Here is a 24,846-nt window from a genome sequence, read left to right on the forward strand (position 1 = left end):
CATGGAGTGGATGGTCTGGACCACGCCAACGACGATCTTCTTTACCGTGATTGCCGCCATGCTGGCGGGCATGACGGCCTGGGAGGTCATTTCTCCAACGGTGGAGCGGAAGGGGTTCCTGCCCATTTCGACCACACGTGGAGATCGGCTCTTCATCGGGCTGCTATCGGCGGCCTATATTCATCTGATGGTAGTGGGCTTCACCCCCTTCAGCATCTGGCTGGCTCTGGGAGCATCGGTGCTCTGGGTGTTGATCCTGATGCGCTGGGGCTGACAGAAACGCACGGAGCCGAGTGTCCAGGGACGGACGACGACAACCAAAGAGGTCAATATGACAGCGATAACAATGCGACTCTCTCTTCTGGCTGCCAGCATCACGCTGGCCAGTACGGCCTTGCATGCCGATGATCATGATGCACGCGCCATTGCCGAACGCCTTGTCGATGAGCATTTCCAGAACTCGACGCTATCCCGTGAGGAGCAGATCGAAGAGCTACTGTGGTTCGCCAGGGCGGCCGAACCCTTCCGTGACATGGAGATCAACACCGTCGCCGAGGGCCTGACGACCCATATCTACGAGCGGGATGTACTGGCCGAGGCATTCAGCGAATTGACGGGTATCGAGGTCACCCATAACATCATCGGTGAGGGTGATGTGGTCAATAACATGCAGACCCAGATGCAGTCAGGGCGAAATATCTACGATGCCTATGTGAATGACTCCGACGCTATCGGGACGCATATTCGTTACGGCACCACCATCAATATCTCCGATGCCATGCAGAATGAGTGGGCCGACTATACTCTGCCGACCCTGGACCTGGACGACTTTATCGGCCTGCAGTATGGCACTGGTCCAGACGGCAGCATCTACCAGCTACCCACGCAACAGTTCGCCAACCTCTACTGGTTCCGCCATGACTGGTTCCAGCGGGAGGACCTCCAGGCGCAGTTCCGTGACATCTATGGCTATGACCTGGGGGTGCCGACGAACTGGACCGCCTACGAGGATATCGCCGAGTTCTTTACCGAGCATGTCGGTGAGATCGACGGTACCAAGGTCTATGGGCATATGGATTATGGGCGCCGTGATCCATCGCTTGGCTGGCGCTTCCATGACTCCTGGCTCTCCATGGCGGGCATGGGCAGTCCCGGGGTGCCCTTCGGCAATCCCGTGGATGACTGGGGGATTCGCGTCAACGAGGAGAGCCAGCCGGTCGGCGCCAGCGTGTCACGTGGAGGCGCCACCAACTCGCCGGCATCGGTATTCGCCGTGACCAAGATGGTGGAGTGGCTCAAGAAGTACGCACCTCCCGAAGCCAGTGGCATGACCTTTGGTGAAGCGGGGCCGGTGCCTGCTCAAGGCAATGTCGCCCAGCAGATGTTCTGGTACACCGCCTTCACTGCCGATATGACGGACCCGGGGCTGCCGGTCACCGATGACGAGGGCAATCCCAAGTGGCGCATGGCACCGTCGCCCACCGGCCCCTACTGGGAGGAGGGCATGAAGGTAGGTTACCAGGATGTGGGCTCCTGGACGTTCTTTGACTCCACACCGGAGGAGCGTCGCACCGCGGCCTGGCTGTTCGCCCAGTTCACCGTCTCCAAGACGGTGTCGCTGGAGAAACTCATGGAGGGTCTCACGCCAATCCGCGAGTCGGATGTCTTCTCGCAACAGATGACCGAGATGGCGCCCAGACTCGGTGGTCTGGTGGAGTTCTACCGCAGCCCGAATGAGTCGAACTGGACGCCTTCTTCCACCAACGTGCCGGACTATCCGCGCATGGCTCCGTTGTGGTGGCAGAATCTGGCACCGGCCGTCAGCGGTGATATCGCGCCGCAGGAGGCGCTCGACAACCTGGCAGGTGACCTCGATGGCATCATGGCCCGCCTGGCGCGAGCCAAGGTCTTCACGACCTATGCTCCCAATCTCAACGACGAGCAGGACCCGCAGTACTGGCTCGACCAGCCAGGCTCCCCCAAGGCGAAGCTCGACAACGAGATGCCACAGGGTACGACGGTGCCTTACGACGAGATGATGGAGGCCTGGATGGCCGCGGGGTCTCGCGAGTGACCAGGGGAGGAGTCGCCTGACGCGTATTGCGCCTGCGCTGGCCTAGACTGAGGCACCCGGCACCCTGTCACTGCTTGTCGGTACCCACGACCTTTCAACCAGGAGCGAGCCCGGCTCGGCGTCTGCCGAGTCGGGCTCATTGCCTTTCTGAAGACAACGGCGAGCAACAGGCGACATGCCGGCTCGATATCCAGCTCTCGGTACGTGGCCTCGTCGGGTTCATGGTGGAGGGCCGTGATGCCAATGGGGGATGGCCGGAAATGGTCGTCCCCCAAGCGGGGACAGCCTGCTAGAATGCCGCGCGAGCTTACGCTAGCCACCCATTCCAGGAGCCTTGTCATGCTAAATTCCGCGGCCTCGCGACCCGCCACCTCCCTGCCACGCACGTTGCTGACCGGCGTGCAGATGCTGTTTGTCGCCTTTGGCGCCCTGGTGCTGGTGCCCCTGCTCACCGGCCTGGATCCCAGCGTGGCACTGTTCACCGCGGGTATCGGGACGCTGCTGTTCCACGGTGTGACAAGAGTGACGGTACCGGTCTTTCTGGCTTCGTCGTTCGCCTTTATCGCGCCGATCCAGGGCTCGATCGCCAACTTCGGGGTATCGGCGACCCTGGGCGGGCTGATGGCTGCCGGCTTCGTGTATGTGATCATCTCCCAGGCGGTACGCCTCAAGGGAACCGCCTGGCTGCATCGGCTGCTGCCAGCGGTGGTGGTGGGGCCGGTGATCATGGTGATCGGTCTGGCCCTGGCGCCGGTGGCGGTGAGCATGGCGACCGGCGAGACCAGCGACCATATCGACTATGGCCCGGCGCTGTTTCTCTCCATGGCCAGCCTGCTGGTGACCCTGGTGCTGGCGGTCTTCGGCCGCGGGATCGTGCGCCTGATACCGATCATGGGAGGCATCGTAACCGGCTACGGACTGGCGCTGCTCATGGGGCTGGTGGACTTCACGCCGGTGCATGAATCGGCCTGGCTGGCGATCCCCGAGTTTACCGCGCCGAGCTTCCACTGGGCGGCGATCCTGTTCATGATTCCGGTGGCGATCGCACCGGCGGTGGAGCATATCGGTGACATGGTCGCCATCGGGTCGGTGACCCGCAGGAACTACCTGGAGAAACCCGGTCTGCACCGTACCCTGCTGGGCGATGGCCTGGCCACCGTCGCGGCGGCGCTGTTTGGCGGCCCGCCCAATACCACCTATTCCGAGGTCACCGGAGCGGTGACCCTGACCCGGGCCTTCGACCCGCGCATCATGCTGGTGGCGGCCTGCACCGCCATCGCCCTGGCCTTCGTCGCCAAGCTGGGGGCGCTGCTGCAGACCATTCCGGGGCCTGTGATGGGGGGCATCATGACCCTGCTGTTCGGCTCCATCGCCGTGGTAGGCATGAATACCCTGGTGCGCGCGGGCCACTCGCTGACGGCGCCGCGCAACCTGGTGGTGATTTCGCTGATCCTGGTCTTCGGTATCGGCGGGATGCAGGTGGGGGGCGGTCAGTTCACCCTGCAGGGGGTGAGCCTGGCCGCCCTGGTCGGCATTGCCCTCAACTGGGTGCTGCCCCGGGCCGAGGAAGAGGAGTAGGAGCGCGATTTATCGCGCGATAAATCGCGCTCCTACGAGTCGGGTTGCTCTGGCATCCTCTGATATAGGCAGTTAGCGGCCTTCAGCCCCGATAGCGGCGAGTCAGGTCCCCATAGGCGCCGATGCAGCGGTCACGGCTTTAATCCCGGTAACGACGAGTGAGATCTCGATAGGCGTCAACGCGGCGGTCACGGCCAGCTAGAGAGTGGCCAGATACGCAGGCGTTCTTAATCCCGGTAGCGACGGGTGAGATCTCGATAGGCATCAACGCGGCGGTCACGGAGATACGGCCAGATACGCCTCACCTCCTCGCCGCGCCTCATGTCCAGGGTGACCATCAGGCGCTCGGCCTGGCAGCCGGCATGAGCCAGCAGTTCCCCCTGGGGGCCGGCGATAAAGCTGCCGCCCCAGAAGTCGATGCCACGACCGACGCCGGAGTGGTCGGGTTCGTGGTCGACGCGGTTGGCCACCATGACCGGCACGCCATTGGCGACGGCATGGCTGCGCTGGATCAGTGTCCAGGCATCCTTCTGCCGCTTCTTTTCGTCATCGTCATCGGCAGGGTCCCAGCCGATGGCGGTGGGGTAGAGCAGCAGCTCGGCTCCGGCCAGGGCCATCAGGCGCGCCGCTTCCGGATACCACTGATCCCAGCACACCAGCACACCGAGCCGGCCGATCGAGGTATCGATGGGCGCGAAGCCCTGTCCGTTCCCGTCGGCGTCTCCCGGAGTGAAGTAGAACTTCTCGTAGAAGCCCGGGTCGTCGGGGATGTGCATCTTGCGGTAGTGGCCGACGGCGCCGAGCTGGCGGTCATAGACCACGGCGGTATTGTGGTAGAGCCCGGCGGCGCGGCGCTCGAACAGCGAGCCGACCAGCACGATGTCGAGCTCGGCGGCGAGTGCCGCCAGTCGGCTGCCGGTAGGGCCGTCCAGGGGTTCGGCCAGATCGAACAGCTCGGTCTCTTCGTACTGGCAGAAGTAGTGGGTGGCATGCAGCTCCTGCAGCATCACCAGCTCGGCGCCGGCGGCGGCCAGCTCACGAATGCCGGCCTCGCTCTCGGCGAGGCTTCTGGCCTTGTCGGGCCAGCCGGGTTGCTGGACCAGGCCGACTTTCAGATGGCGGGACATGGCGATTTCTCCTCGTTACTTGTTTCTCGAGGCTTCCCCGGTGACAGTTTCCGAGGGGGCGCTGTGAATACTTCCCTGTACGCTACCGACGCCATCCCTGGCGTAGGACCCCCTCTTCAACCTATCCCCGGCGCCTCTCGCTTCAGATCTCTACGGTCGCCTGGATGTTTAGGCTGCCGCGGGGCAGCTGCATGGTCAGGCAGTGCAGGCTGCCGTGCTGACGGATCACGCTGCGACAGTCGATGGGCACGATATCGCGGCCCGGAAATGCCTCGGCCAGGGCGGCGAGGGCCCGGGTGTCGGCGGCGTCGGCGTAGGTAGGCACCAGCACGGCGCCGTTGAGGATCAGGAAGTTGGCATAGGTGGCCGGCAGCCGATGGCCATCCTCGGGGTCCCGGCAGGGGGCCGGCCAGGGCAGGGGCACCAGCCGGTAGGGCTGGCCGTCGGCGCGCCTGAGTGTCTCGAGCTCAGTCTCCATGGCCGCCAGCGCCGGGTAGTGTGGGTCCTGCTCGTCGTCGCAGCGTACATAGGCGATGGTGCCGGGGTCGCAGAAGCGTGCCAGGGTGTCGATGTGGCTATCGGTATCGTCGCCCTCCAGGTGGCCGTTGGACAGCCACAGGACCCGGGTGACACCGAAGTCCCTATGGAACCACGCCTCAATGCCGCCTCGGTCGAGACCGGGGTTGCGGTTGGGATTGAGCAGGCAGGCCTCGGTGGTCAGCAGGGTGCCTTCTCCATCGCTCTCGATGGCGCCTCCCTCCAGTACCAGCCCGCATTCGCTGATGGGGCAGGCGAAGGTGCCGGCCTCGGCAAGGCGACGGGTCAGGGTATTGTCCCGGACGGCGGGAAACTTGCCCCCCCAGCCGGTGAACGCATAGTCGTGCAGCACCAGCTGGCCATCGCGCTCCACCGCCAGGGGGCCATGGTCACGGGCCCAGGTGTCGTCCGCCTCGGCGACCACCAGCCTCAGGCGTTCGTCGGGAACACCGAGAAGGGCGAAGCGTCGCGCGAGGTGCCTGCGGGTCTGGGGGGAGGGTACGCTGATCAGCACCCGCTGGTAGCGCGCGATGGCGACCACCATCGCCTCCAGCGTGGCCTCGATACGCTCCAGCATCGAGGCCCAGTCGCTCTCGGGGCCAGGCCAGGTCAGTTGGATGGCATCCTGAGGATGCCATTCGGGGAGCAGGCGTGTCGCCATCGATCGTGTCCAGGTCAATTGGGGGCAGGACGCGAATGTAGGTGGCCTGGTCCCGCTATGCAAGAGCAGCAGAGCCGCCGTTGATATCCTTTTCGACGAGGGTGGTATCCTTAACTTACCAACCACTGCTCTCGGGTGGTCAAGGAGTGGCATGCGCGCCCATTTCTCGTTTTCAGTGATACTCCTGTCTGGCCTGATTCTCGCCGGCTGCTCCATGCTTCCCGGCGGTGACGGGGTGGCGGCTTCCACTAGTGAGTGGCTGGCCCGTGCGGGGGAGGCGGTCAGTGCACGGAGTCGGCGACTGGCAGAGTGGTTCGGGCGTGAAGAGGCTTCGGACGACGAGGCGATACGCTCTGCACTCCTCGAGGAGCGCCAGGCGCTGCTAGATCAGCCCTATATCGACCCGTTGACCCATTACCTGGAGGCTCATGCCGAGGATCCTCGGTATGCCGATGTGCTGACCGACCTCTCCCGGGAGCGTGATCGACGTTGTGCCGCGATCGCCGACAAGTATGCCGAGCGTCCCGCCAATCGTGAGAATCTGGCACTCTATCGGCGTGGTTATCTGTACTCCTGTCCTGCCCAGGTTAACGCCTTCTATGCACGTGTACGACAGGAGGAAGCGAATCGTCCCGTTGCCCGCTCCCGGCCCGAGAGGGCGCCGGAGCCCGAAACGGTCGATGCACCTCTGGCAGAGCGCGATGAGCAGGTCGAAGAGGCGCTGAGCCGGCGCAAGAGCAACGACTGCTACCTGCTTTTCACCATACGCAACCTGGGTGAAGCCCAGGAGGTCTGCCGCATGTCCGCCGAGGAGGGGGATACCCGCGCCCAGCGTCATATGGGTAGCATGGCCGAACTGGAGGGCCAGCTGGAGGAAGCGATGCGCTGGTATCGGCGTGCCGCCGATAGTGGCGATGCCCAGGCCCGCGAACGGCTCGAGGCGGTCGCGGCCGCGATACGCGACGCCGATGACGAGGATGCCCGATGAGGCGTCGGCGCGCTTTTCTTGGGCGCCGGCCCACGATCATGCTGCTGCTGGCGCTGTTGGTACTGCTGTTCTTTGGCGGCATGTGGCTGCTCTCTTCGCTTAACCTGCGCTATGCCGAGGGAGCCCTCACCAAGCTGCGTGAGCGGCAGGTCATGGAAACCTTCAATGCCAACCTCGACCGGATCGATGCCCATCATCGACGGATGGAGCAGAATGGCTGGGGGTTGTCCCGGGCCGCCGCGCTGCTGACCGGGATGGAGGCAGGAGAGGCCGAGGTCTCCGGCATCCTGAAGCAGACCCTGGAAGAGTTTACCGACGCCAGTGGGGCCACCCTGTGGCTTCCGCGGTTGTCACGGCCGGTCGCCATGTTTGCCCATCGTGATGGCGAACAGGTGCTCGTCGAGCCCCTGAAGCGGGACTGGTTGCAGGCGGAAGCGTTACAGCCTCGCCTCGATACCTGGCGTGAAGGCAGCCGACAGCCCCACTGGACCGGGGCCTACTTCAAGCCGCATATCAACGACGCGGTGGTCAGTGTCAGCGTGCCGGTGCGTGATGCCGCCGGGCGAGTGGTGGGCATGGCTGCCAATGACTGGATCGCCGACGATATCATCCGCATGGTCAGCGGCGTGAAGGTCACGCCGAATACCTTCGCCTTCCTGGTGGACAAGGAAAATCGAAGCCTCACCAGCCTCGCGGTTGCCGAGGATCTGCAGCGTGCCCAGCGACTGATCGACGAGGTATCGGCCCTGAAGCTGCATCGAGAGATTGGTGCCCTGTCGGCGGGAGAGGGCATGAAGCGTCTTGATCTCACCCTGGCGGGCCAGCGCTGGTCGCTCTATCACGACGCGACCCGTGCCGGGATGGTGTTCGGCATTGCGGTGCCCCAGGCGGAAATCGATGCCGTTCTGGCGCCCATGCGCGGGGTCAATCTCCGTCTGCTGGCCGGCATCGGGCTGGCTCTGCTGCTTCTGGCCGGAGTTATCCTGTTCCTGGTGGCGGGACTGCTGCGCCAGTTACGCACTCTCTATACCGATCCGCTGACCGGGCTACCCAACCGGGCACGCCTGCTGACCGATCTCAGGGGCGCGCGCAAGGGCTCACTGATGTTGGTCAATGTCGACGGCTTCAAGCAGATCAATGATCTGTTTGGCCATCAGTGTGGCGATCGCGTGATCCAGCGCCTGGGCGCGAGTCTTCAGGCGTTGCTGGAGTCGCACAACTGCCATGATTGCCAGCTGTATCGCATGCCGGGTGATGAGCATGCGGTCTGGCTACCCGGCACCATGACGGACAGCTCCCTGCGTAGCATGGTTGAGGCTCTGCACCAGGCGCTGAGCGGGCTGCGGGTCGATTGGCGAGGGCAGGAGCTCCCGGTGCAGTTATCCCTCGGGGTGGCCTCGACCTGGCGGCTCGAGGCGGGTCAGGACACCCTGTTGTCATCGGCCAGCATCGCCCTCAAGCAGGCGCGTGTCGAGTCACGCCCCTATGTCTTCTATGACCCGGCCGTACAGGTGCGGCGCAACTATGGGCGCAACCTGGCCTGGGCCAACCGGCTGGGAGAGGCACTGGATGAGGGCCGGGTCGTCTCCTATTTTCAGCCGATCATGGATGCGGTGAGCGGGCGTGTCGAAAAGTTCGAGTGTCTGGTGCGCATGCTGGACCGGAATGGCGAGGTGGTCGGCCCCGGTGCCTTCCTGGAGGTGGCCCGACGCAGTCGACTCTATCATCGCCTGACACTGACCATGGTCGATCGCTGCCTGGTCGCGCTGGACGAGACGCCCCATGAGTTCTCGCTGAACCTTTCCAGCGAGGATATCGTCGACCCGGAGATCAGCGAGGCACTATTGGCCCGGGTGGCCGAGAGTGGCGCCGGCGATCGACTCATCTTCGAGATCCTCGAATCCGAGGGGATCGACAACTACACCGCCGTGAGCGCCTTTATCGTTCGTGCCAAGGCACTGGGGGTGCGGGTCGCCATCGATGACTTCGGCAGCGGATATTCGAACTTTGAGCACCTGCTGCGCCTCGACGTGGACCTGCTCAAGATCGACGGTAGCCTGGTGCGACAGCTCGACATCGACAGCGATGCCGAGACCCTGATCCGGGGCATCGTAAGCTTTGCCCGCGAGATGGGCATCGTCACGGTAGCGGAGTTCGTTCATAACGCCGCAGTACTGGAGAGGGTGCGGGCATTGGGCGTGGACTTCGCCCAGGGGGCCTGCATCGGCATGCCCGAGCCTCACCCGGAGTTCGCGCCCCCATCGACGGAGCCCGTGCAAATCCTGTGAATTAGCTCCTGTCGGCGATGCAGGGGCTGCGCAAAAGCCTTACCATGAGCGCCCGCCGCCTTACAGCAGGCTCACCCGCCTTGCCATGGGGCCCTCGCCGACAAGGAATGCCATCATGCTGGATAGACTGCCCTTCCTGATCGGGTTGCGCTATGTGCGCGCCAAGCGCCGCAACCACTTTATCTCCTTTATCTCGCTGACCTCCATGCTGGGGCTGATGCTCGGCGTGGCCGTGCTGATCCTGGTGCTTTCGGTGATGAACGGCTTCGATCATGAGCTGCGCACGCGCATCCTGGGCATGGTGCCCCATACCAAGATCGAGTCGCGCACCGGCATGGTGGAGTGGGAGGCGCTGGCCGAGCGGCTGATGGAGCGCGAACGGGTCATCGGCGCCGCTCCCTACGTGGAGCAGCAGGGGATGTTCTCGGTGGGGGGGCGCAACGAAGGCGCCATGGTCAACGGTATCCACCCGGAGTGGGAGGACAGGGTATCGATCATCGGCGAGCACATGCGCCAGGGCAGCCTCGCCGACCTCGAGCCCGGCGAATGGAATATCGTGCTCGGCTCGATCCTGGCGAGGCGCCTGGGGGTCGGGGTCGGCGATCGCGTCACCCTGCTGGTGCCCGAGGCCTCGATCACCCCGGCCGGCGTCTTCCCGCGCCTCAAGCGCTTCACCGTCAGCGGTATCTTCAGCGTCGGGGCCGATCTCGACGCCGCCCTGGCCTATGCCCATATCGAGGACATGCAGACCCTGGCGCGACTGGGGGATGCCGTGGGCGGGCTGCGCCTGGAGCTCGATGACCTGTTCGCCGCCAGTGCCGAGACACGCGCGATCGTCAACGAGCTGGGGGCCGGCTACCGCGGCTACGACTGGACCTACTCCCACGGCAATCTCTTCCAGGCGATCCAGATGGAGAAGCGCATGATCGCGCTGCTGCTGACGGTGATCATCGCCGTGGCGGCCTTCAATATCGTCTCGACGCTGGTCATGGTGGTCACCGACAAGCACGCCGACATCGCCATCCTGCGCACCATCGGGGCCACGCCTCGGTCGATCATGGGCATCTTCGTGGTCCAGGGCCTGGCCATCGGCATCATCGGCATCCTGGTAGGGGTGGGGCTAGGCGTGCTGCTGGCGCTGACCATCTCCGACATCATCGACTGGGTCGAGACGGTGTTCGGGATCCAGTTCCTCGACGCCGGGGTCTACTTTATCAGCAACCTCCCTTCGCGACTCCACTGGGACGATGTGGGCAATATCGTCGCCTCGGCCCTGGTGCTGACCTTCTTCTCCACCCTCTATCCGGCATGGCGGGCCGCCCGCGTGCAGCCGGCGGAGGTGTTGCGCTATGAGTAACGCTTCGAGCCTCAATCAGGAGATTTCCATGCAACGTACCTTCGGGCAGACGATGCTGGAGTGTCACGACCTGACGCGTATCTACCGCGAGGGTCCCCAGGACATCACCGTGCTCGATGGTCTTTCCCTTACCGTCAATGCCGGTGAGCGGGTCGCCGTCGTCGGCAGTTCAGGGTCGGGCAAGACCACCCTGCTCAACCTGTTGGGGGGGCTGGACCGGCCGAGCCGCGGTGAGGTGCGCATCGCCGGAGCGTCGCTGTCGAGCCTCGGCGAGGCGGCACTCGGGCGTTTTCGCAATCAGCATATCGGCTTCGTCTACCAGTTCCACCATCTGCTGGCCGAGTTCACCGCCGTCGAGAATGCGGCCTTGCCCCTGATCGTGCGGGGCCAGCGCAAGAGGGTTGCCGAGGCCGCTGCCCTGCAACTGCTGGAGAAGGTCGGCATGGCATCACGCGCCGACCACAAGCCCGGTGAGCTCTCGGGCGGCGAGCGACAGCGGGTGGCGATAGCCCGGGCGCTGGTCACCGACCCCAGCCTGGTGCTGATGGATGAACCCACCGGCAATCTGGATCAGCACACCGCGGCCGGGATCCTGGCATTGATGGATGAGCTGGCCCGCACCGCCGCCTGTGCCTTTGTCATCGTCACCCACGACCCGGCCCTGGCGGCCCATCAGGACCGTGTCCTGCGCCTCGATGAAGGACGCCTGAGCGAGCAACCACGCGGGTAGGCGACTCCTCAGAGTCCAGCTTGTCCAGGGTCACGGCGGCCGCCTCTCGAGGCGGCCGCTTGTGTTGGGGTGCAGAAGGCGGTGACCCCGGGGACTGAGGGGTTTACACCGCTAGAGGGTGTCGTCACAGCCGGTCCTGCGCCGGCGCCGGTGGCGAGCCTTCCAGCTTCGCGAGACCTGCCAGCGCCACAGTAGCCGCACCGCCAGGTTGCCGGTGAGGGCCAGCACCACCGCCATGACCACCGACCCGACCGCCAGGGCGGGCAGGATATCGCCGAGACGCTCGGCGACCCAGTGGGGGGAGAGGCGCTCGGGGGCTTCCCGGCCGGGGGTGTTCATCAACCAGGCCCCGAGGCGGTAGTTGGCATAGAAGATCAGCGGCATGGTCAGCGGGTTGGTGACCCATACCAGCCCTACCGAGAGGGGCAGGTTGCAACGTGCCAGCTTGGCACCACCGGCGGCGATGGCCATCTGCAGGGGGATCGGCAGCATGGCGCTGAACAGGCCCACCGAGAAGGCGTTGGCCACGCTGCGACGGCTCAGCACCCAGAGAGCGGGGTCGCCGATCAGGGCGCTCATGAAGCGTAGCGAGCGCTGACGCCTCAGGGCGTCCGGGTGTGGCATATAGCGCTGTAGCAGGCGGCGCGGCATGGGCACTGGTTCGTGGCATCGTGACCTGGCCTATTATCCATACAAGACTGCGGGGCCGCACCTGTGGTCTTCCTCGTCATGGGGCCTCGGCCCCGATTGCCGGAGCCGGGCAATGCCAAGAGGATGGGCCCTTCCCCTGGCCCTTGCCGTGCTGTCGGGTATCGGGCTGGGGGCCAATCCGCCGCCGGGACTCGCCGAAGGGTTGGGCCTGGCGCTGCTGGTGGCGCTGGCCCTGCGCCGGCGAGGTGCGGTGGCGGGCGTGTTGATGCTCGTCTGGATGGCGAGCGCCGTGCTGATCGTGCAGGGCGGGCAGCTTCCCTCCGGGCTGGGCGGGGTCGACCTGATGCTGGAGGGTCGGCTCGAGTCGGTGGTCGAGCGGGGCAGGGTGACACGACTCGGCGTCAGCGTGGAGCGTTGCCAACCCCTTCACTCACACCGGCTGCCCTGTCGGCGCCTGAATCGGGTTCGTCTCAACGTCTATGCGCCGCCTCCCATGATGACCGGTGAACGCTGGCGGTTCACCGTCAGGCTGAGGCCGCCCGGTGGGCTCGCCAATCCCGGCGCCTTCGACTATCGCGCCTGGTTATGGCGTGAAGGCATCCAGGCCACCGGCTATGTTCGTCAGTCCCCGGCGCCGCAGCGACTCGCGGCGGCCTCTGGCGATCCGCGGCAGATGGCGCTGGCGCTGCTCGATCAACAGGAGCTTCCTTCCCGGGCGGGCCGCTGGCTGGCCGCGCTGACCCTGGGAGCCAGCGAGCGACTCTCCGATGGCGATTGGGCGCTGCTCAATGCCAGCGGCACCACCCACCTGATGGTGATCTCCGGGCTTCATGTGAGCCTGGTGGCGGGTGTCGTGCTGCTGCTGGGGCGAGGCGTGGCACGCCTGCTGTCACCGGGGCGCTGGCGCCTGGCGGTGTGGCCCTGGTGGCTGGCGGCGCTGGGGGCGAGCGGCTATGCACTGCTGGCCGGGCTCGAGCCGCCGGCGCTGCGAGCCCTGGTCATGGCCCTGGTGGGCCTCTGGGTGGCGAGCGGGCGCCATGCACCGGGACCCTGGCAGGGGTGGTGGCTGGCACTCGCCGTGGTGCTGCTGCTCGACCCACTCAGTGCCTGGCGACCGGGACTGTGGCTCTCCTTCGCGGCGGTGGCCATGCTGATTCTTCTCTGGCAGGGCAGGCCGCGCCCGCGGGGAGTGCGTGGCTGGTTGTGGGGGCTGGTGCGCACTCAGCTGATGCTGGCCCCGGCGATGGCGGGTGCCGTGCTGCTGGCCTTCGAGCGCCTGGCGCCGGCCGCGCCGCTGGTCAACCTCATCGCGGTGCCGCTGGTAAGCAGCCTGCTGGTTCCCCTGGGGCTTCTGGGCTGGCTGTTGGCGCCCCTGCCGGGCGTGATGGTTGCCTGCTGGTGGCTGTTTGCCCGGCTGACGGATGGCCTGGCCCGGCTGCTGGAAGCGATGGTCGCATGGCTGCCGCTCTGGTATCCCGAGCCAGGGCAGACATTGTCGGTGGCGCTGTCGCTGCTGGTGTTGGCCATGCTGTGGGGAGTGCCCGGCCTCGACAGGCGCCTGCGGATTGTCGCCACCCTGCTGCTGGGGCTGGTCCCGTTGCTCTGGCAAGCCCCACGCCTGCCGCCAGGGGAGGTGGAGGTCAGGGTCCATGATGTGGGTCAGGGGCTGCTGGTGGAGCTGCGAACCCGGGACTATCGGCTGCTCTATGATACCGGGCCACGTTTCGCGTCGGGGTTCACACCGCTGGAGACCCTGTGGCCAGGGGCGCAAGCCTTCGACATGGTGATCCTCAGCCATGACGACAACGACCATGCCGGCGGGGTGGCGACGCTCCATACGCTGCACGACGTCGAGCGCTACCTGGGGCCGCCGGCCGCGATGCCGGGGGAGTGGGTCGAGCCCTGTCTCGCCGGTCGTCAGTGGCGGCGTGATGACGTCGACTTTCGTCTGCTATGGCCGCCGGCCTCAGCCCAGGGCCTTCCGGACAATGAACGCTCCTGCGTGCTGGAGGTCACGGCGGGTGATCATCGCCTGCTGCTCAGCGGCGACCTGGGCAGGGAGCACGAGCGTCGCTTGCTCCACCAGGTAAGCGGCCCCGTGAGCGTGCTGCTGGCCGGCCATCATGGCAGCGCAACCAGTTCAGGAGCGGCGCTGGTCAAGGCGCTCGCGCCACGCCACCTGGTGTACAGCGTGGGGCGGCATAACCCCTTCGGCCATCCCGCTCCCGAGGTGGTCAGGCGCTTTCGGCGTGCCGGGGCCTGCCAGTGGAGTACCGGCCTTGACGGTGCCCTCACGTTTCGTCTCGGTGGGGGAGAGCTGGCGGGGCCGAATGCGGCACGCGCCGGCATCCGGCCCGGTGTCGATTGCGGGCCGCTTGCGTTAGAATCGCCGTAAAAGCGGTGGGATGACCGCGGCTACCGGAGAGGATGTGCGCATGGACATGATGGAGGCCCTGATCGCCGGGGGCTGGCTGATGCTGCCGCTGCTGGGTTGCTCGTTGCTGGCCACGGTCATCATCATCGAGCGTCTGTGGACCCTGCGCGCCGGGCGCATCGCCCCGCATGGGCTGGGCCAGGAGGTGTGCAGCCTGATTACCCGTGGCCAGGTCAACCTCTACTGGCTGGAGAGTCACTCACCCCTGGGCGGCGTGCTTGCCGCCGGCCTGCGCAACGCCGGACTCGGCCATGAGCAGGTCAGGTCGCGACTGACCGAGGCCGCCACCGCGGTGATTCACGATATGGAGCGTTTCCTCAACCCGCTGGGTACCATCGCGGCCATCGCTCCGTTGATCGGCCTGCTCGGTACCGTGGTCGGCATGATCGAGGTCTTTGCGGTGATCGTCGCGGGTGATGGGGCGAGTCGTACCGCCGATCTGGCCGGTGGCATCTCCCAGGCGCTGGTGACCACCGCCGCGGGCCTTACCGTGGCGATCCCCGCGCTGATGTTTCACCGCTACTTCCAGCGCCGGGTCGAGGACATCACCGTACGCATGGAGGAGCAGGCCGGCCAGGTGGTGGAGTTCCTGGCCCACCATGGCGGCGCCATCAGCCTGGCCGAAGGCCAGACCCCGACCCGCGATGCCGAGCGCGTGGAGGCCGATGGTCGCCTGGCGCCAGAGGTGAGGCACCCGTGAGGTTTCCGCGACGACGGCGTGACCCGGTGGAGGTGAACCTCACCCCACTGATCGATGTGGTGTTCCTGCTGCTCATCTTCTTCATGGTATCGACGACCTTCGAGACGCGCCAGGCGCTCGAGCTCACCCTGCCGGAGTCGCTCTCCGGCAGTGCCGCCGAGCCTTCGCCGTTGACGCTGGTGGTCACCGCCGAGGGGGACTATCGGCTGGGCGCGCGCGACCTGAACGCCGACTCCCTGGGGGCGGCCCTGGCCGACGAGGCGGATCAGGGACGCGAGCATGGCCTGGTGATAGAGGCGGATGCCCAGGCCCGCCATGCCGACGTGGTGCGAGCCCTCGACCAGGCTGGCCTGAACGGTATTCAGCGCGTACGTATCGCCACCACGGAGCGTGCAGCGCACAACACCTCACCCAGACCAGCGGAGACACCGTGACTTCTCAACACGCTTCCCAGCAGTCGAGCCTGTCACTCTATCGCCGTCTGCTGCGCTATGTGCGCCCCTACTGGCGCTCCTTTGCCCTGGCCATCTTCGGCTACGCCATCTATGCTGCCTCCAGTACCGCCCTGGCGGAGATGATGAAGCGCCTGATCGACGGGATTCAGGAGCCCGACGCCGCCTTTCGGCTGTTCCTGCCGCTGTTCGTGGTGGGGATGTTTGCCGCGCGTGGGCTGGGGACCTTCCTCGGCACCTACTTCATGAGCAATGTGGCACGCAACGTCGTGCATGTGTTGCGCTGCAATGTCTTCAATCACATGCTGCACCTGCCGGGGCGCTTCTTCGATAGCCACTCCAGCGGCCACCTGATCTCGCGGGTGACCTACCACGTCGAGCAGGTCACCGGCGCGGCCACCAAGGCGGTGACCATACTGCTTCGCGAGGGACTCTTCGTGATCGGCCTGGTCATCTACCTGCTGTGGACCAACTGGATGCTGACCCTGCTGTTTCTGGCAGTGACGCCCTTGATCGGCGGGGTGGTGAGCTATACCAGCAAGCGCTTCCGGCGCCTCTCGGGGCGTATCCAGGCCTCCATGGGCGAGGTGACCCATGTGGCGTCAGAGGCGCTCTCGGGCTACCGGGTGGTGCGTACCCATGGCGCCGAGGCCTATGAGAAGGCCCGCTTCGCCAAGGTGAGTGACTACAATCGCCAGCAGAGCCTCAAGGAGGCGCTGACCAAGGCGGTCAGCACCCCGGTGATCCAGCTGCTGGTGGCCCTGGCCCTGGCGGTGCTGGTGTGGCTGGCCATGTCGCCGGCGCTGATGGCCAACATGACCGCCGGCGAGTTCGTGGCCTTCATTACCGCCGCCTCGCTGATGGCCAAGCCGGTGAGACAGCTCACCGAGGTCAACAGCGAGATCCAGAAGGGCCTGGCCGCCTCGTCGGAGCTGTTCGGCCTGCTCGAGGAGCCGGCCGAGCCCGACGAGGGGACCCATGAGCCCGCAAGGCTTGCCGGTCGAGTCACGCTGGAGGGGGTATCCTTTCGCTACGCCGAGGGGCAGCCGGAGGTGCTGAAGGGCATCGATCTCGAGGTGGCCGAAGGCGAGATGGTGGCGATCGTCGGCCGCTCGGGCAGCGGCAAGTCGACTCTGGTGGGCCTGCTGCCACGCTTCTATCGCCCGAGTGTCGGGCGCGTGCTGATCGATGACGTTCCCCTGGATGCGTACCGCCTGGCGCCGCTGCGCCGCCAGATCGCGCTGGTCTCCCAGCAGGTGACACTGTTCAACTCAAGCATCGCCGCGAATATCGCCTATGGGGTGGAGAACCCCGATCCGGCGGCCATCGAGGCGGCGGCCCGCTCTGCCCATGCCCATGAATTTATCGAGCGCCTGCCCCAGGGGTATGCAACGGTCGTCGGTGACAACGGCGTGATGCTCTCCGGCGGGCAGCGTCAACGGCTGGCCATCGCCCGGGCGATCTTCAAGGATGCGCCGCTGCTGATCCTCGATGAGGCCACCTCGGCGCTGGATACCGAGTCCGAGCGTCATATCCAGGCGGCACTGGAAGAGGTCTGCAAGGGGCGCACGACGCTGGTGATCGCCCATCGTCTCTCCACCATCGAGCGCGCCGACCGTATCCTGGTCATGGAGCAGGGCGAGATCATCGAGCAGGGCAGTCATGCCGAACTGCTGGCGCGTGATGGCGCCTATGCTGCTCTGCACCGCCTGCAGTTCCAGGAGGCCGCCCCGATATGAGGATCTTGCAGGACGGCGCGATGGCGACCATTGTGGCGGCCCTGCACCGCCTGCAGTTTCAGGAGGCCGATCCGGCATGAGCCAGCTTGGCGAGCGCTGGCTCAGGGCCGCCTACCGTGGAGACGCCTGGCTGGCGGCACTGAGGCCACTGGAGATGCTCTATCGCTGGGGGGTGCGTCGGCGTGCCGCCGCCTATGCCAGTGGTCGCAAGCCGGTCTGGCGGGCGCCGGTGCCGGTGGTCGTGGTGGGCAACCTGACCCTGGGTGGAACCGGCAAGTCGCCGCTGGTGGCCTGGCTGGTGGAGCACCTGAACGGGCATGGCTGGCGGCCGGGTATCCTGTCGCGGGGCTATGGCGGGCAAGGGGCTGAGTATCCGCAGCTGGTCGAAGCAACGACCCCCGCCGCCGTCTGCGGAGATGAGCCGCGCATGCTGGCCGACCAGACCGGGGTGCCGGTGGTCGTTGACCCCGAGCGTCCCCGCGGTGCCCGACGCCTGCTCGAGGCCGGCTGCGACATCCTGGTCAGCGATGATGGCCTGCAGCACCTGGCCCTGGGGCGTGATCTGGAGCTGGTGGTGGTGGATGGGGTGCGCGGCTTCGGCAACGGTCGCTGCCTGCCGGCGGGGCCGCTGCGCGAGCCGCTGTCGCGGCTGGAGAGCATCGATGCGATGCTGGTCAATGGCGACCCTCGGGTAGCGTTGCCCCTGGATGGCCGGCGCATGACGCTGGTGCCATCCGGCTGGCGCCGCCTCGCCGATGGCAGGCGCTACCCCATCGATGAGACGCCCTTTGCGGGGCCGGTCCATGCGGTGGCCGGCATCGGTCGGCCGGCGCGTTTCTTCGACACCCTCAGGGGGCTTGGCGTCGAGGTGATCCCGCACCCGTTCGGCGATCATCATCTCTTCCGCGCCGATGAACTCCATTTCGAGGATGGCCGCCCGCTGGCGATGACCGCCAAGGATGCCGTCAAGTGCCGTGACCTGGCGCCCGATGACAGCTGGGTGCTGGAGGTCGAGGCCTTGCCCGAACCAGGCTTCGTGGACTGGTTCGACGCCTGGCTGGCCGGTGCGGCTGCCATGCCGCCCCGGCAGCCGGGGCGCCACGAATTCGCGAGACGAGCCGATGTCGGCTCGCCACAACAGTGAAGGGGAAAACGATGGACAAGGAGCTGCTGGCTTTGCTGGTCTGCCCGATGTGCAAGGGTAAGCTCAAGTATCGTCGCGAGGAGGAGGAGCTGCACTGCCTCTATGATGGCCTGGCCTATCCGGTCCGCGACGGCATTCCGGTCATGCTGCCCGAGGAGGCGCGACAGCTCTCCGTCGACGAGAAGCTGCATGACTCTCCCGGACGCACGGGGGAGCGCTGATGGCCGAGGCCAGGAGCAAGGCTGACCGGGAGTTCATTGCGGTCATTCCGGCACGCTTTGCCTCGTCACGACTGCCCGGCAAGCCGCTGGCCGAGATCGCGGGCGAACCGATGGTCGTGCATGTCTGGCGGCGTGCCTGTGAGAGTAGTGCCAGCCGGGTCGTGGTGGCGACCGACGATCCGCGCATCGCCCAGGCCATGGCGCCGCTGGGTGCGGAGGTGGTGATGACGCGGGCGGACCACCCCTCAGGTACCGACCGGCTTGCCGAGGTGGCCGAGCAGCTGCGGCTCGATGGGGATGCCGTGCTGGTCAATGTTCAGGGCGATGAGCCGCTGATCCCGCCGGCATTGATCGACCAGGTCGCCGAACGGCTGTTCGATGATCCGGGTGCCTCGATCGCCACGCTGGCCGAGCCGATCACCGAGGCGGCGGTCCTGTTCAACCCCAATGTGGTGAAGGTGGTGCATGGCCAGGATGGTCGAGCGCTCTACTTCTCGCGCGCTCCCATCCCATGGGATCGAGAGTCCTGGGATAGGGAGTTTTGGGGTGGGAAATCCGAGGGGGGCGAGGCCATCGCGGGGGGGGCCGGGGCGCTAGAGGGTGACGCCTGGCTGCGCCATATTGGCCTCTATGCCTACCGGGCCGCCTTCCTCGCCGAGTATGGTAACTGGTTACCGTCGCCTCTGGAGCGTCTCGAGCAGCTGGAGCAGCTGCGAGCACTACATCATGGGCATGCCATCCAGGTGGCGCTGGCCCGTGAATCCCACCCTGCCGGTGTCGATACCGCAGAGGATCTAGCCCGGGTACGGGCATTGCTGGAGCAGGAAAAACCCCAAGGAGGAGTCTGATGCGCGTCCTGTTCGTTTGTCTGGGCAATATCTGTCGTTCGCCTACCGCCGAAGGGGTGTTTCGGCGCCAGCTAGAGGCTCAGGGCCTGGACCAGCGTGTCGACGTCGACTCCTGTGGCATCGCCTCCTGGCACGAGGGCAAGGCGCCGGACTCCCGGTCGCAAGAGGCGGCGGCAAGACGCGGCATCGACCTCTCCTCACTGCGTGCCCGGCAGCTGAAGGGCGACGATTTCCACGCCTTCGACTATCTGCTGGCCATGGACCATGACAATCTGCGAGCCATGCGTGAGCAGGCGCCCGAGGGACTCGAAGCTCATATGGGGCTCTTCCTCGAGTTTGCGGGTCATCCGAATGTTGCCGTCCCGGACCCCTACTACGGCGGCGAGGATGGCTTCGAGGAGGTGCTTGATCTGATCGAGCGCGCCGCCGATGGCTTGCTCGAAGACATCGTTGCGCGCCTGGAGTCACGCCCTTGATGTCGACCATCAGGAGGCAATGGGATCTTAGCCATGCCAATACGCTGGGGCTGCCCTGTATCGCCGAGCGCTTCGTGGCACCCGACAGCGTCGAGGCGCTCAGGGGCGCGCTGGCCGGGGCGCGTGAGCAGGGTTGGCCGGTGACGTTGCTGGGTGGGGGGAGCAATCTGATCCTGCCCGAGCACCTGCCGGGCCTGGTGGTGCAGCCTGCCATGGCCGACTGGTGGCAGGAGGAGGAGGGCGATGGGCGCGTGCGAATCCATGCCGAGGCCGGCGTCAACTGGCATCGGCTGGTGATGGCGCTGGCCGCTCGTGGCCTATGGGGCATCGAGAACCTGGCGTTGATTCCCGGTCACTGTGGCGCCGCACCGATCCAGAACATCGGTGCCTACGGGGTCGAGCTGGCCGATGTGCTCGAGGCCGTGGAAGTGCTTCATCTGGCGGATGGCAGCCTGACCTGGCTTTCCCCCGAGGCGTGCGAGTTTGGCTACCGTGAGAGCATCTTCAAGGGCGCGCTGGCAGGGCGGGTGGTGATCACGCGCCTGGTGATGCGCCTGTCGCGTCAGGCAGAGCCTCGCCTGGGCTATGGTGACCTGTCGAGCCGTGTCGGGGTAGCGCCCTCGCCTCAGGAAGTGGCCGAGGCGGTGTGTGCCATTCGCAGCGAAAAGCTGCCCGACCCCGCAGAGCTGTGCAATGCCGGCAGCTTCTTCAAGAATCCCCGGGTAGCGGCCGAGAAAGCCGAGCGCCTGCTGGGCGAATACCCCGAGATGCCACATTTTCCTCAGCCGGATGGCCGGGTCAAGCTGGCCGCCGGCTGGTTGATCGATCGCTGTGGTCTCAAGGGGTGGCGCGATGGCCATTTCGGCGTTCACCAGCGCCAGGCGCTGGTGCTGGTCCACTTCGGTGGTGGCAGCGCTCGAGAACTGCTCGACTTCGCGGCCCGGGTGGCGGGTAGCGTTCGCGAGCGGTTCGGTGTCGAGCTCCAGCGTGAGCCGCGTCTGGCCGGCTGAGCCTTCGTCTCAAGCCGAATAAACGACAGCGCCCGCAGCCAAAGGCTGCGGGCGCTGTTCGTCAGGCCTGGGGTTAGGCGGCTAGCCCTGCTTGCCCTCCTGAGACTTGGCCTCCTGCTCGCGACGCCGGATCTCGCGCGGGTCATTGTGGGCACGGCGACGACGGCGGCTGGGACGATCGGCTGCTGCACTCTCCTTGGCCTCGGCTGCGGGCTTCGCCTCGGCGGCAGGCTGCTTGGCTTCTAGCGGCTTGGCGTCGGCCTTGGCGGGCTCCTTCTTAGCCGGCTCAGTGTCGGCCTTGGCGTTCGGCTTCTCGGCAGGCTGGCTCTTGGCCGGCTGGCTGTCGCCCGTTGCCTTGGCGGCCGGCTGCTTGGGTACTACCGGCTCGGCCTCTGCCGGCTTGGTGTCGGCCTTGGCGGGCTGCGCCTCGGCAGGCTGGCTGTCGCTCGCTGCCTCGGCGGTCGGCTGCTTGGCTGCTACCGGCTCGGCTTCTGCCGGCTTGGGGTCGGCCTTGGCGCTTGGCGTCTCGGCAGGCTGGCTCTTGGCCGACTGGCTGTCGCCCGCTGCCTCGGTGGCCGGCTGCTCGGCTTCTGCCGGCTTGGCGTCGGCCTTGGCGGGCTGCGCCTCGGCAGGCTGGTTCTTGGCCGGCTGGCTGTCGCCCGTTGCCTCGGCGGCCGGCTGCTTGGCCTCTGCCGGCTTTGTGTTGGCCTTGGCGCTTGGCGTCTCGGCAGGCTGGCTCCTGGCCGGCTGGCTGTCGCCCGCTGCCTCGGCGGCCGGCTGCTCGGCTTCTGCCGGCTTGGCGTCGGCCTTGGCGTTCGGCTTCTCGGCAGGCTGGCTCTTGGCCGGCTGGCTGTCGCTCGCTGTCTCGGCGGCCGGCTGCTTGGCTTCTGCCGGCTTGGTGTCGGCCTTGGCGTTCGGCTTCTCGGCAGGCTTGCTCTCAGCGGGCTTGTTGTCGCTCGCTGCCTCGGCGGCCGGCTGCTTGGGTGCTACCGGCTCGGCTTCTACCGGCTTGGTGTCGGCCTTGTTGCTAGGCTTGCCCTGGGCGGTCGGCTGGGCCTCGGCTTCGGTGGTGGCCGGATTGGCTTCCTCGGCCTTGGCGGCCTCGGCCTGCAGGCGCTGTTGCTCCTCTAGCGCCTTGGGGCTGATGGCATGCTGACGGCTACGCTTGCGCGGATTGTTGCGGGTGCGCTTGGGCTTGCCATCATCCACCGGTGCCTGCGCGCCAGTCTCGGCCGACTGCTGCTTTTCGGCCGACTTCTGAGCCTCGCCTTGCTTACGAGCCTCGGCCGGCTTCTGGGCCGCACGCGGGTCGCGCTTTTCACCATTGTTCTGGCGGCGGTTGTCATCGCGTCCCTTGGCGCCATCCTGCTGGCGGCCCTTGGTGCTCTCCTGCTGACGGCGATCCTCCTGACGATTGCTCTCCTGGCGATTCCGGCCGCGGTTCCCGCGATTGTTGCGGTTGTCGGAGTTGTCGGAGTTGTCGCTGTCGCTCGCCTTGCGGTCGTTCCGGTCGCTCTCCTGACGTGATGCACCACGCCGCTCGTCGTTGCGCTGGCGACGCTGACGATTGTTGCGTCCGCTACGCTCTTCTTCGCGACTGTCAGTCTTGCGCTCGCCCTTGTCACTGCCCGAGGGGCGGGTGCCGCTGCTCGGCTTGCTGCTGGAGGCATCGCTCGATGGGACCTCGTCGCCCCCCAATAGCTTGCTCAAGCCCTTGACCAGGCGGCCGAACACGCCACCCTGGGGCTCCACGCTTACCGGTGGGGTGCTGCGAGCGGGAGCACTGGCCTTGCGGGAGACGGGAGCCTCCTTCTGTGCCGCCGGGGGCTCCTGCTGCAGTGAGGCGGGTGCCGGTTCGTGGTGTATCACGGTCTTGACGGCAGCTTCGGCACGCTGTGCCGGCTTGCCGAAGGAGGCCTCGGGCTCCTTGCCGACATCGGTCTCCAGGGAGAGCTCGAAGCTGGACTTCTTGCTGCCGTCCTCCTCGACATGGTCGTCGCGCAGGCGCTGGACGTCGTAGTGTGGCGTGTCCATGTCTGGGCTGGGCAGCAGGACAACGCGGACATCCTGGCGGCGTTCGATGTCGGCCAGCACCCTGCGCTTCTCGTTGAGCAGGTAGGTGGCCACCGGTACCGGCAGGATGGCGCGGATCTGGGCGCTACGCTCCTTCATCGCCTCCTCTTCGATGAGGCGCATGATGGAGAGCGAGATGGAGCGCACGTCACGAATCGTTCCCTGGCCCTTGCAGCGCGGACAGACCACGCCGCTGGTTTCTCCCAGCGAGGGGCGCAGACGCTGACGCGACATCTCCATCAGGCCGAAGCGCGAGATGCGGCCGATCTGTACCCGGGCACGATCGAGCTTGAGGGCATCGCGCATGCGATTCTCGACTTCACGCTGGTTGCGCGCAGGGCTCATATCGATGAAGTCGATCACCACCAGGCCACCGATATCACGCAGGCGAAGCTGGCGAGCGGTCTCGTCGGCCGCCTCCAGGTTGGTCTGCAGGGCGGTCTCCTCGATATCGCTGCCGCGAGTCGCCCGCGCGGAGTTGATGTCGATGGAGACCAGTGCCTCGGTATGGTCGATGACGATGGAGCCACCGGAGGGCAGCTTGACCTCGCACTCGTAGGCGGTCTCGATCTGTGACTCGATCTGGAAGCGCGAGAACAGCGGCACCTCGTCGACGTAGAGCTTGATCTTCTGCTGGTAGGAGGGCATCACCTGACGAATGAAGGCGAGGGCTTCCTCGTGCACCGCGGGGCTGTCGATCAGCACCTCGCCGATATCCTGGCGCAGGTAGTCGCGCATGGCGCGGATGATGACATTGGATTCACGGTAGATCAGGAAGGGAGCGGAGCGCTTGCTGGCCTCGGTGGTGATCGATTCCCACACCTGTACCAGGTAGTCCAGGTCCCACTGCAGCTCCTCGGGGCTACGGCCGATACCGGCGGTGCGCACGATCAGGCCCATGCGGTCCGGCACGCTGAGCTGGTTCATGGCCTCCTTGAGCTGGCTGCGCTCCTCGCCCTCGATACGGCGCGAGATCCCGCCGGCCTTGGGGTTGTTGGGCATCAGCACCAGGAAGCGTCCGGCCAGGGAGATGAAGGTGGTCAGGGCCGCGCCCTTGTTGCCACGCTCCTCCTTGTCGACCTGGACGATCACCTCCTGGCCTTCCTTCAGCACCTCCTTGATGCTGGGACGCCCGTCCGGGTCCTTGACGAAGTAGTCGCGGGAGACCTCCTTGAGGGGCAGGAAGCCGTGGCGGTCGGCGCCAAAGTCGACGAAGGCGGCTTCGAGGGAGGGTTCTATGCGGGTGATCTTGCCGCGATAGATGTTGGCTTTCTTCTGTTCTCGGGCGCCGGACTCGATATCCAGGTCGTAGAGGCGTTGTCCATCGACCAGCGCGACGCGCAGCTCTTCGGGCTGGGTCGCATTGATGAGCATCCGTTTCATGTTGACTCGCACTGATAAAGTGCCGGCGAGCGCGACGTGGCGAACCGCTGTGTGCTGCGTGCCTGTGCTCAGCGCATGTCGCGGATGCGCAGCTGCGTCCGACCGCGTCGCTCCCGATGGGGCAGCGCCGCGGCATGAGCCTGTTGAGTACGGGGCGGGGGCAGAACGTGTCTCGGTGGGTGTCACCCATCCGGCCCTGCGGTCACCGCCAACACCTGGCATTCATCGATTCGCCAACGCCGGCCTCCGGCACGCTGTTGAACGTGTCCCGTGGCCTGCCGCCGCTCCGTGACTGAGGACGCGGTGGGGGATACGGGCGTGGCGCGGTTATCGCGATATCACTTGTCTATTGCATTCTTGCAACCGGCGGCGAGA

20 protein-coding genes are annotated in these 24,846 nt (G+C 66.2%); 16 read left to right on the top strand and 4 right to left on the bottom strand.

Going from position 1 to position 24,846, the window contains the following annotated elements:
- Position 1: 1 nt before the first annotated feature.
- The 3 genes from RM463_RS05750 to RM463_RS05760 all read left to right on the top strand — a co-directional run bounded on the left by RM463_RS05750 (position 2) and on the right by RM463_RS05760 (position 3,652).
- A complete protein-coding gene (locus tag RM463_RS05750) occupies positions 2 to 274 on the top strand; it encodes a DUF2160 domain-containing protein (RefSeq protein ID WP_311429324.1) in 273 nt (90 codons plus the stop codon).
- 57 nt (positions 275 to 331) lie between these two features.
- Positions 332 to 2,074 (top strand): ABC transporter substrate-binding protein, encoded by a 1,743-nt coding sequence (locus RM463_RS05755; protein ID WP_311429325.1) that lies wholly within the window; start codon positions 332 to 334, stop codon positions 2,072 to 2,074.
- 339 nt (positions 2,075 to 2,413) lie between these two features.
- Positions 2,414 to 3,652 carry a uracil-xanthine permease family protein gene (locus RM463_RS05760; protein WP_311429326.1) on the top strand — a complete coding sequence of 413 codons (1,239 nt, stop codon included), beginning with the start codon at positions 2,414 to 2,416 and terminating at the stop codon, positions 3,650 to 3,652.
- Positions 3,653 to 3,879: 227 nt separating this feature from the next.
- Here the strand turns inward: RM463_RS05760 and RM463_RS05765 are convergent, their stop codons facing one another.
- Both RM463_RS05765 and RM463_RS05770 read right to left on the bottom strand, forming a co-directional pair.
- On the bottom strand, positions 3,880 to 4,779 hold the full coding sequence (locus RM463_RS05765; RefSeq protein WP_195689347.1) for a carbon-nitrogen hydrolase: 900 nt from the start codon (positions 4,777 to 4,779) through the stop codon (positions 3,880 to 3,882).
- 142 nt (positions 4,780 to 4,921) lie between these two features.
- A complete protein-coding gene (locus RM463_RS05770; RefSeq protein WP_195689346.1) occupies positions 4,922 to 5,977 on the bottom strand; it encodes an agmatine/peptidylarginine deiminase in 1,056 nt (351 codons plus the stop codon).
- 151 nt (positions 5,978 to 6,128) lie between these two features.
- Here RM463_RS05770 and RM463_RS05775 point away from each other — a divergent pair, with 151 nt between their 5' ends.
- From RM463_RS05775 to RM463_RS05790, 4 genes are all read left to right on the top strand, one after another.
- Positions 6,129 to 6,965: a hypothetical protein gene (locus RM463_RS05775; RefSeq protein ID WP_195689345.1), complete on the top strand. Its 837-nt coding sequence runs from the start codon at positions 6,129 to 6,131 to the stop codon at positions 6,963 to 6,965.
- Positions 6,962 to 9,253, top strand: coding sequence for an EAL domain-containing protein (locus RM463_RS05780; protein WP_311429327.1), 2,292 nt, complete (start codon positions 6,962 to 6,964; stop codon positions 9,251 to 9,253). The genes RM463_RS05775 and RM463_RS05780 overlap by 4 nt, the downstream gene beginning before the upstream one ends.
- 115 nt (positions 9,254 to 9,368) lie before the next feature.
- The gene (locus RM463_RS05785; protein WP_195689343.1) at positions 9,369 to 10,610 is read left to right on the top strand and encodes a lipoprotein-releasing ABC transporter permease subunit; all 1,242 of its coding nucleotides are present in this window, start codon (positions 9,369 to 9,371) and stop codon (positions 10,608 to 10,610) included.
- 28 nt (positions 10,611 to 10,638) lie between these two features.
- Positions 10,639 to 11,340: an ABC transporter ATP-binding protein gene (locus RM463_RS05790; protein WP_229333152.1), complete on the top strand. Its 702-nt coding sequence runs from the start codon at positions 10,639 to 10,641 to the stop codon at positions 11,338 to 11,340.
- A gap of 111 nt (positions 11,341 to 11,451) precedes the next feature.
- Here the strand turns inward: RM463_RS05790 and RM463_RS05795 are convergent, their stop codons facing one another.
- A complete protein-coding gene (locus tag RM463_RS05795) occupies positions 11,452 to 11,991 on the bottom strand; it encodes a DUF2062 domain-containing protein (protein WP_195689341.1) in 540 nt (179 codons plus the stop codon).
- Between the two features lie 112 nt (positions 11,992 to 12,103).
- Between RM463_RS05795 and RM463_RS05800 the strand changes: the two genes are divergently transcribed.
- The 9 genes from RM463_RS05800 (at position 12,104) to murB (ending at position 21,015) form a co-directional block, all read left to right on the top strand.
- A complete protein-coding gene (locus tag RM463_RS05800; protein WP_311429328.1) occupies positions 12,104 to 14,386 on the top strand; it encodes a DNA internalization-related competence protein ComEC/Rec2 in 2,283 nt (760 codons plus the stop codon).
- 40 nt (positions 14,387 to 14,426) lie between these two features.
- Entirely contained in the window at positions 14,427 to 15,125 is a 699-nt protein-coding gene (locus RM463_RS05805) for a MotA/TolQ/ExbB proton channel family protein (RefSeq protein ID WP_311429329.1), read from the top strand.
- Positions 15,122 to 15,559 (top strand): biopolymer transporter ExbD, encoded by a 438-nt coding sequence (locus RM463_RS05810; RefSeq protein ID WP_311429330.1) that lies wholly within the window; start codon positions 15,122 to 15,124, stop codon positions 15,557 to 15,559. Before RM463_RS05805 ends, RM463_RS05810 begins: the two co-directional genes overlap by 4 nt.
- Positions 15,556 to 17,316, top strand: coding sequence for a lipid A export permease/ATP-binding protein MsbA (gene msbA / locus RM463_RS05815; RefSeq protein WP_311429331.1), 1,761 nt, complete (start codon positions 15,556 to 15,558; stop codon positions 17,314 to 17,316). Before RM463_RS05810 ends, msbA begins: the two co-directional genes overlap by 4 nt.
- A gap of 76 nt (positions 17,317 to 17,392) precedes the next feature.
- Entirely contained in the window at positions 17,393 to 18,460 is a 1,068-nt protein-coding gene (lpxK, locus tag RM463_RS05820; RefSeq protein ID WP_311429332.1) for a tetraacyldisaccharide 4'-kinase, read from the top strand.
- Between the two features lie 11 nt (positions 18,461 to 18,471).
- Entirely contained in the window at positions 18,472 to 18,681 is a 210-nt protein-coding gene (locus RM463_RS05825) for a Trm112 family protein (RefSeq protein WP_132044865.1), read from the top strand.
- Entirely contained in the window at positions 18,681 to 19,529 is an 849-nt protein-coding gene (kdsB, locus tag RM463_RS05830; RefSeq protein ID WP_311429333.1) for a 3-deoxy-manno-octulosonate cytidylyltransferase, read from the top strand. The genes RM463_RS05825 and kdsB overlap by 1 nt, the downstream gene beginning before the upstream one ends.
- On the top strand, positions 19,529 to 20,005 hold the full coding sequence (locus RM463_RS05835; protein WP_311429334.1) for a low molecular weight protein-tyrosine-phosphatase: 477 nt from the start codon (positions 19,529 to 19,531) through the stop codon (positions 20,003 to 20,005). The genes kdsB and RM463_RS05835 overlap by 1 nt, the downstream gene beginning before the upstream one ends.
- Entirely contained in the window at positions 20,005 to 21,015 is a 1,011-nt protein-coding gene (gene murB / locus RM463_RS05840; RefSeq protein WP_311429335.1) for a UDP-N-acetylmuramate dehydrogenase, read from the top strand. The genes RM463_RS05835 and murB overlap by 1 nt, the downstream gene beginning before the upstream one ends.
- An 81-nt stretch (positions 21,016 to 21,096) precedes the next feature.
- On the opposite strand, the gene rne is transcribed toward murB, so the two are convergent.
- Complete coding sequence (rne, locus tag RM463_RS05845) at positions 21,097 to 24,471, bottom strand: ribonuclease E (RefSeq protein WP_311429336.1); 3,375 nt, start codon at positions 24,469 to 24,471, stop codon at positions 21,097 to 21,099.
- Positions 24,472 to 24,846 lie beyond the last annotated feature (375 nt).

It is taken from the genome of Halomonas sp. LES1 (genome assembly GCF_031846005.1).
In the GTDB taxonomy this organism is placed as follows: Bacteria; Pseudomonadota; Gammaproteobacteria; order Pseudomonadales; family Halomonadaceae; genus Halomonas.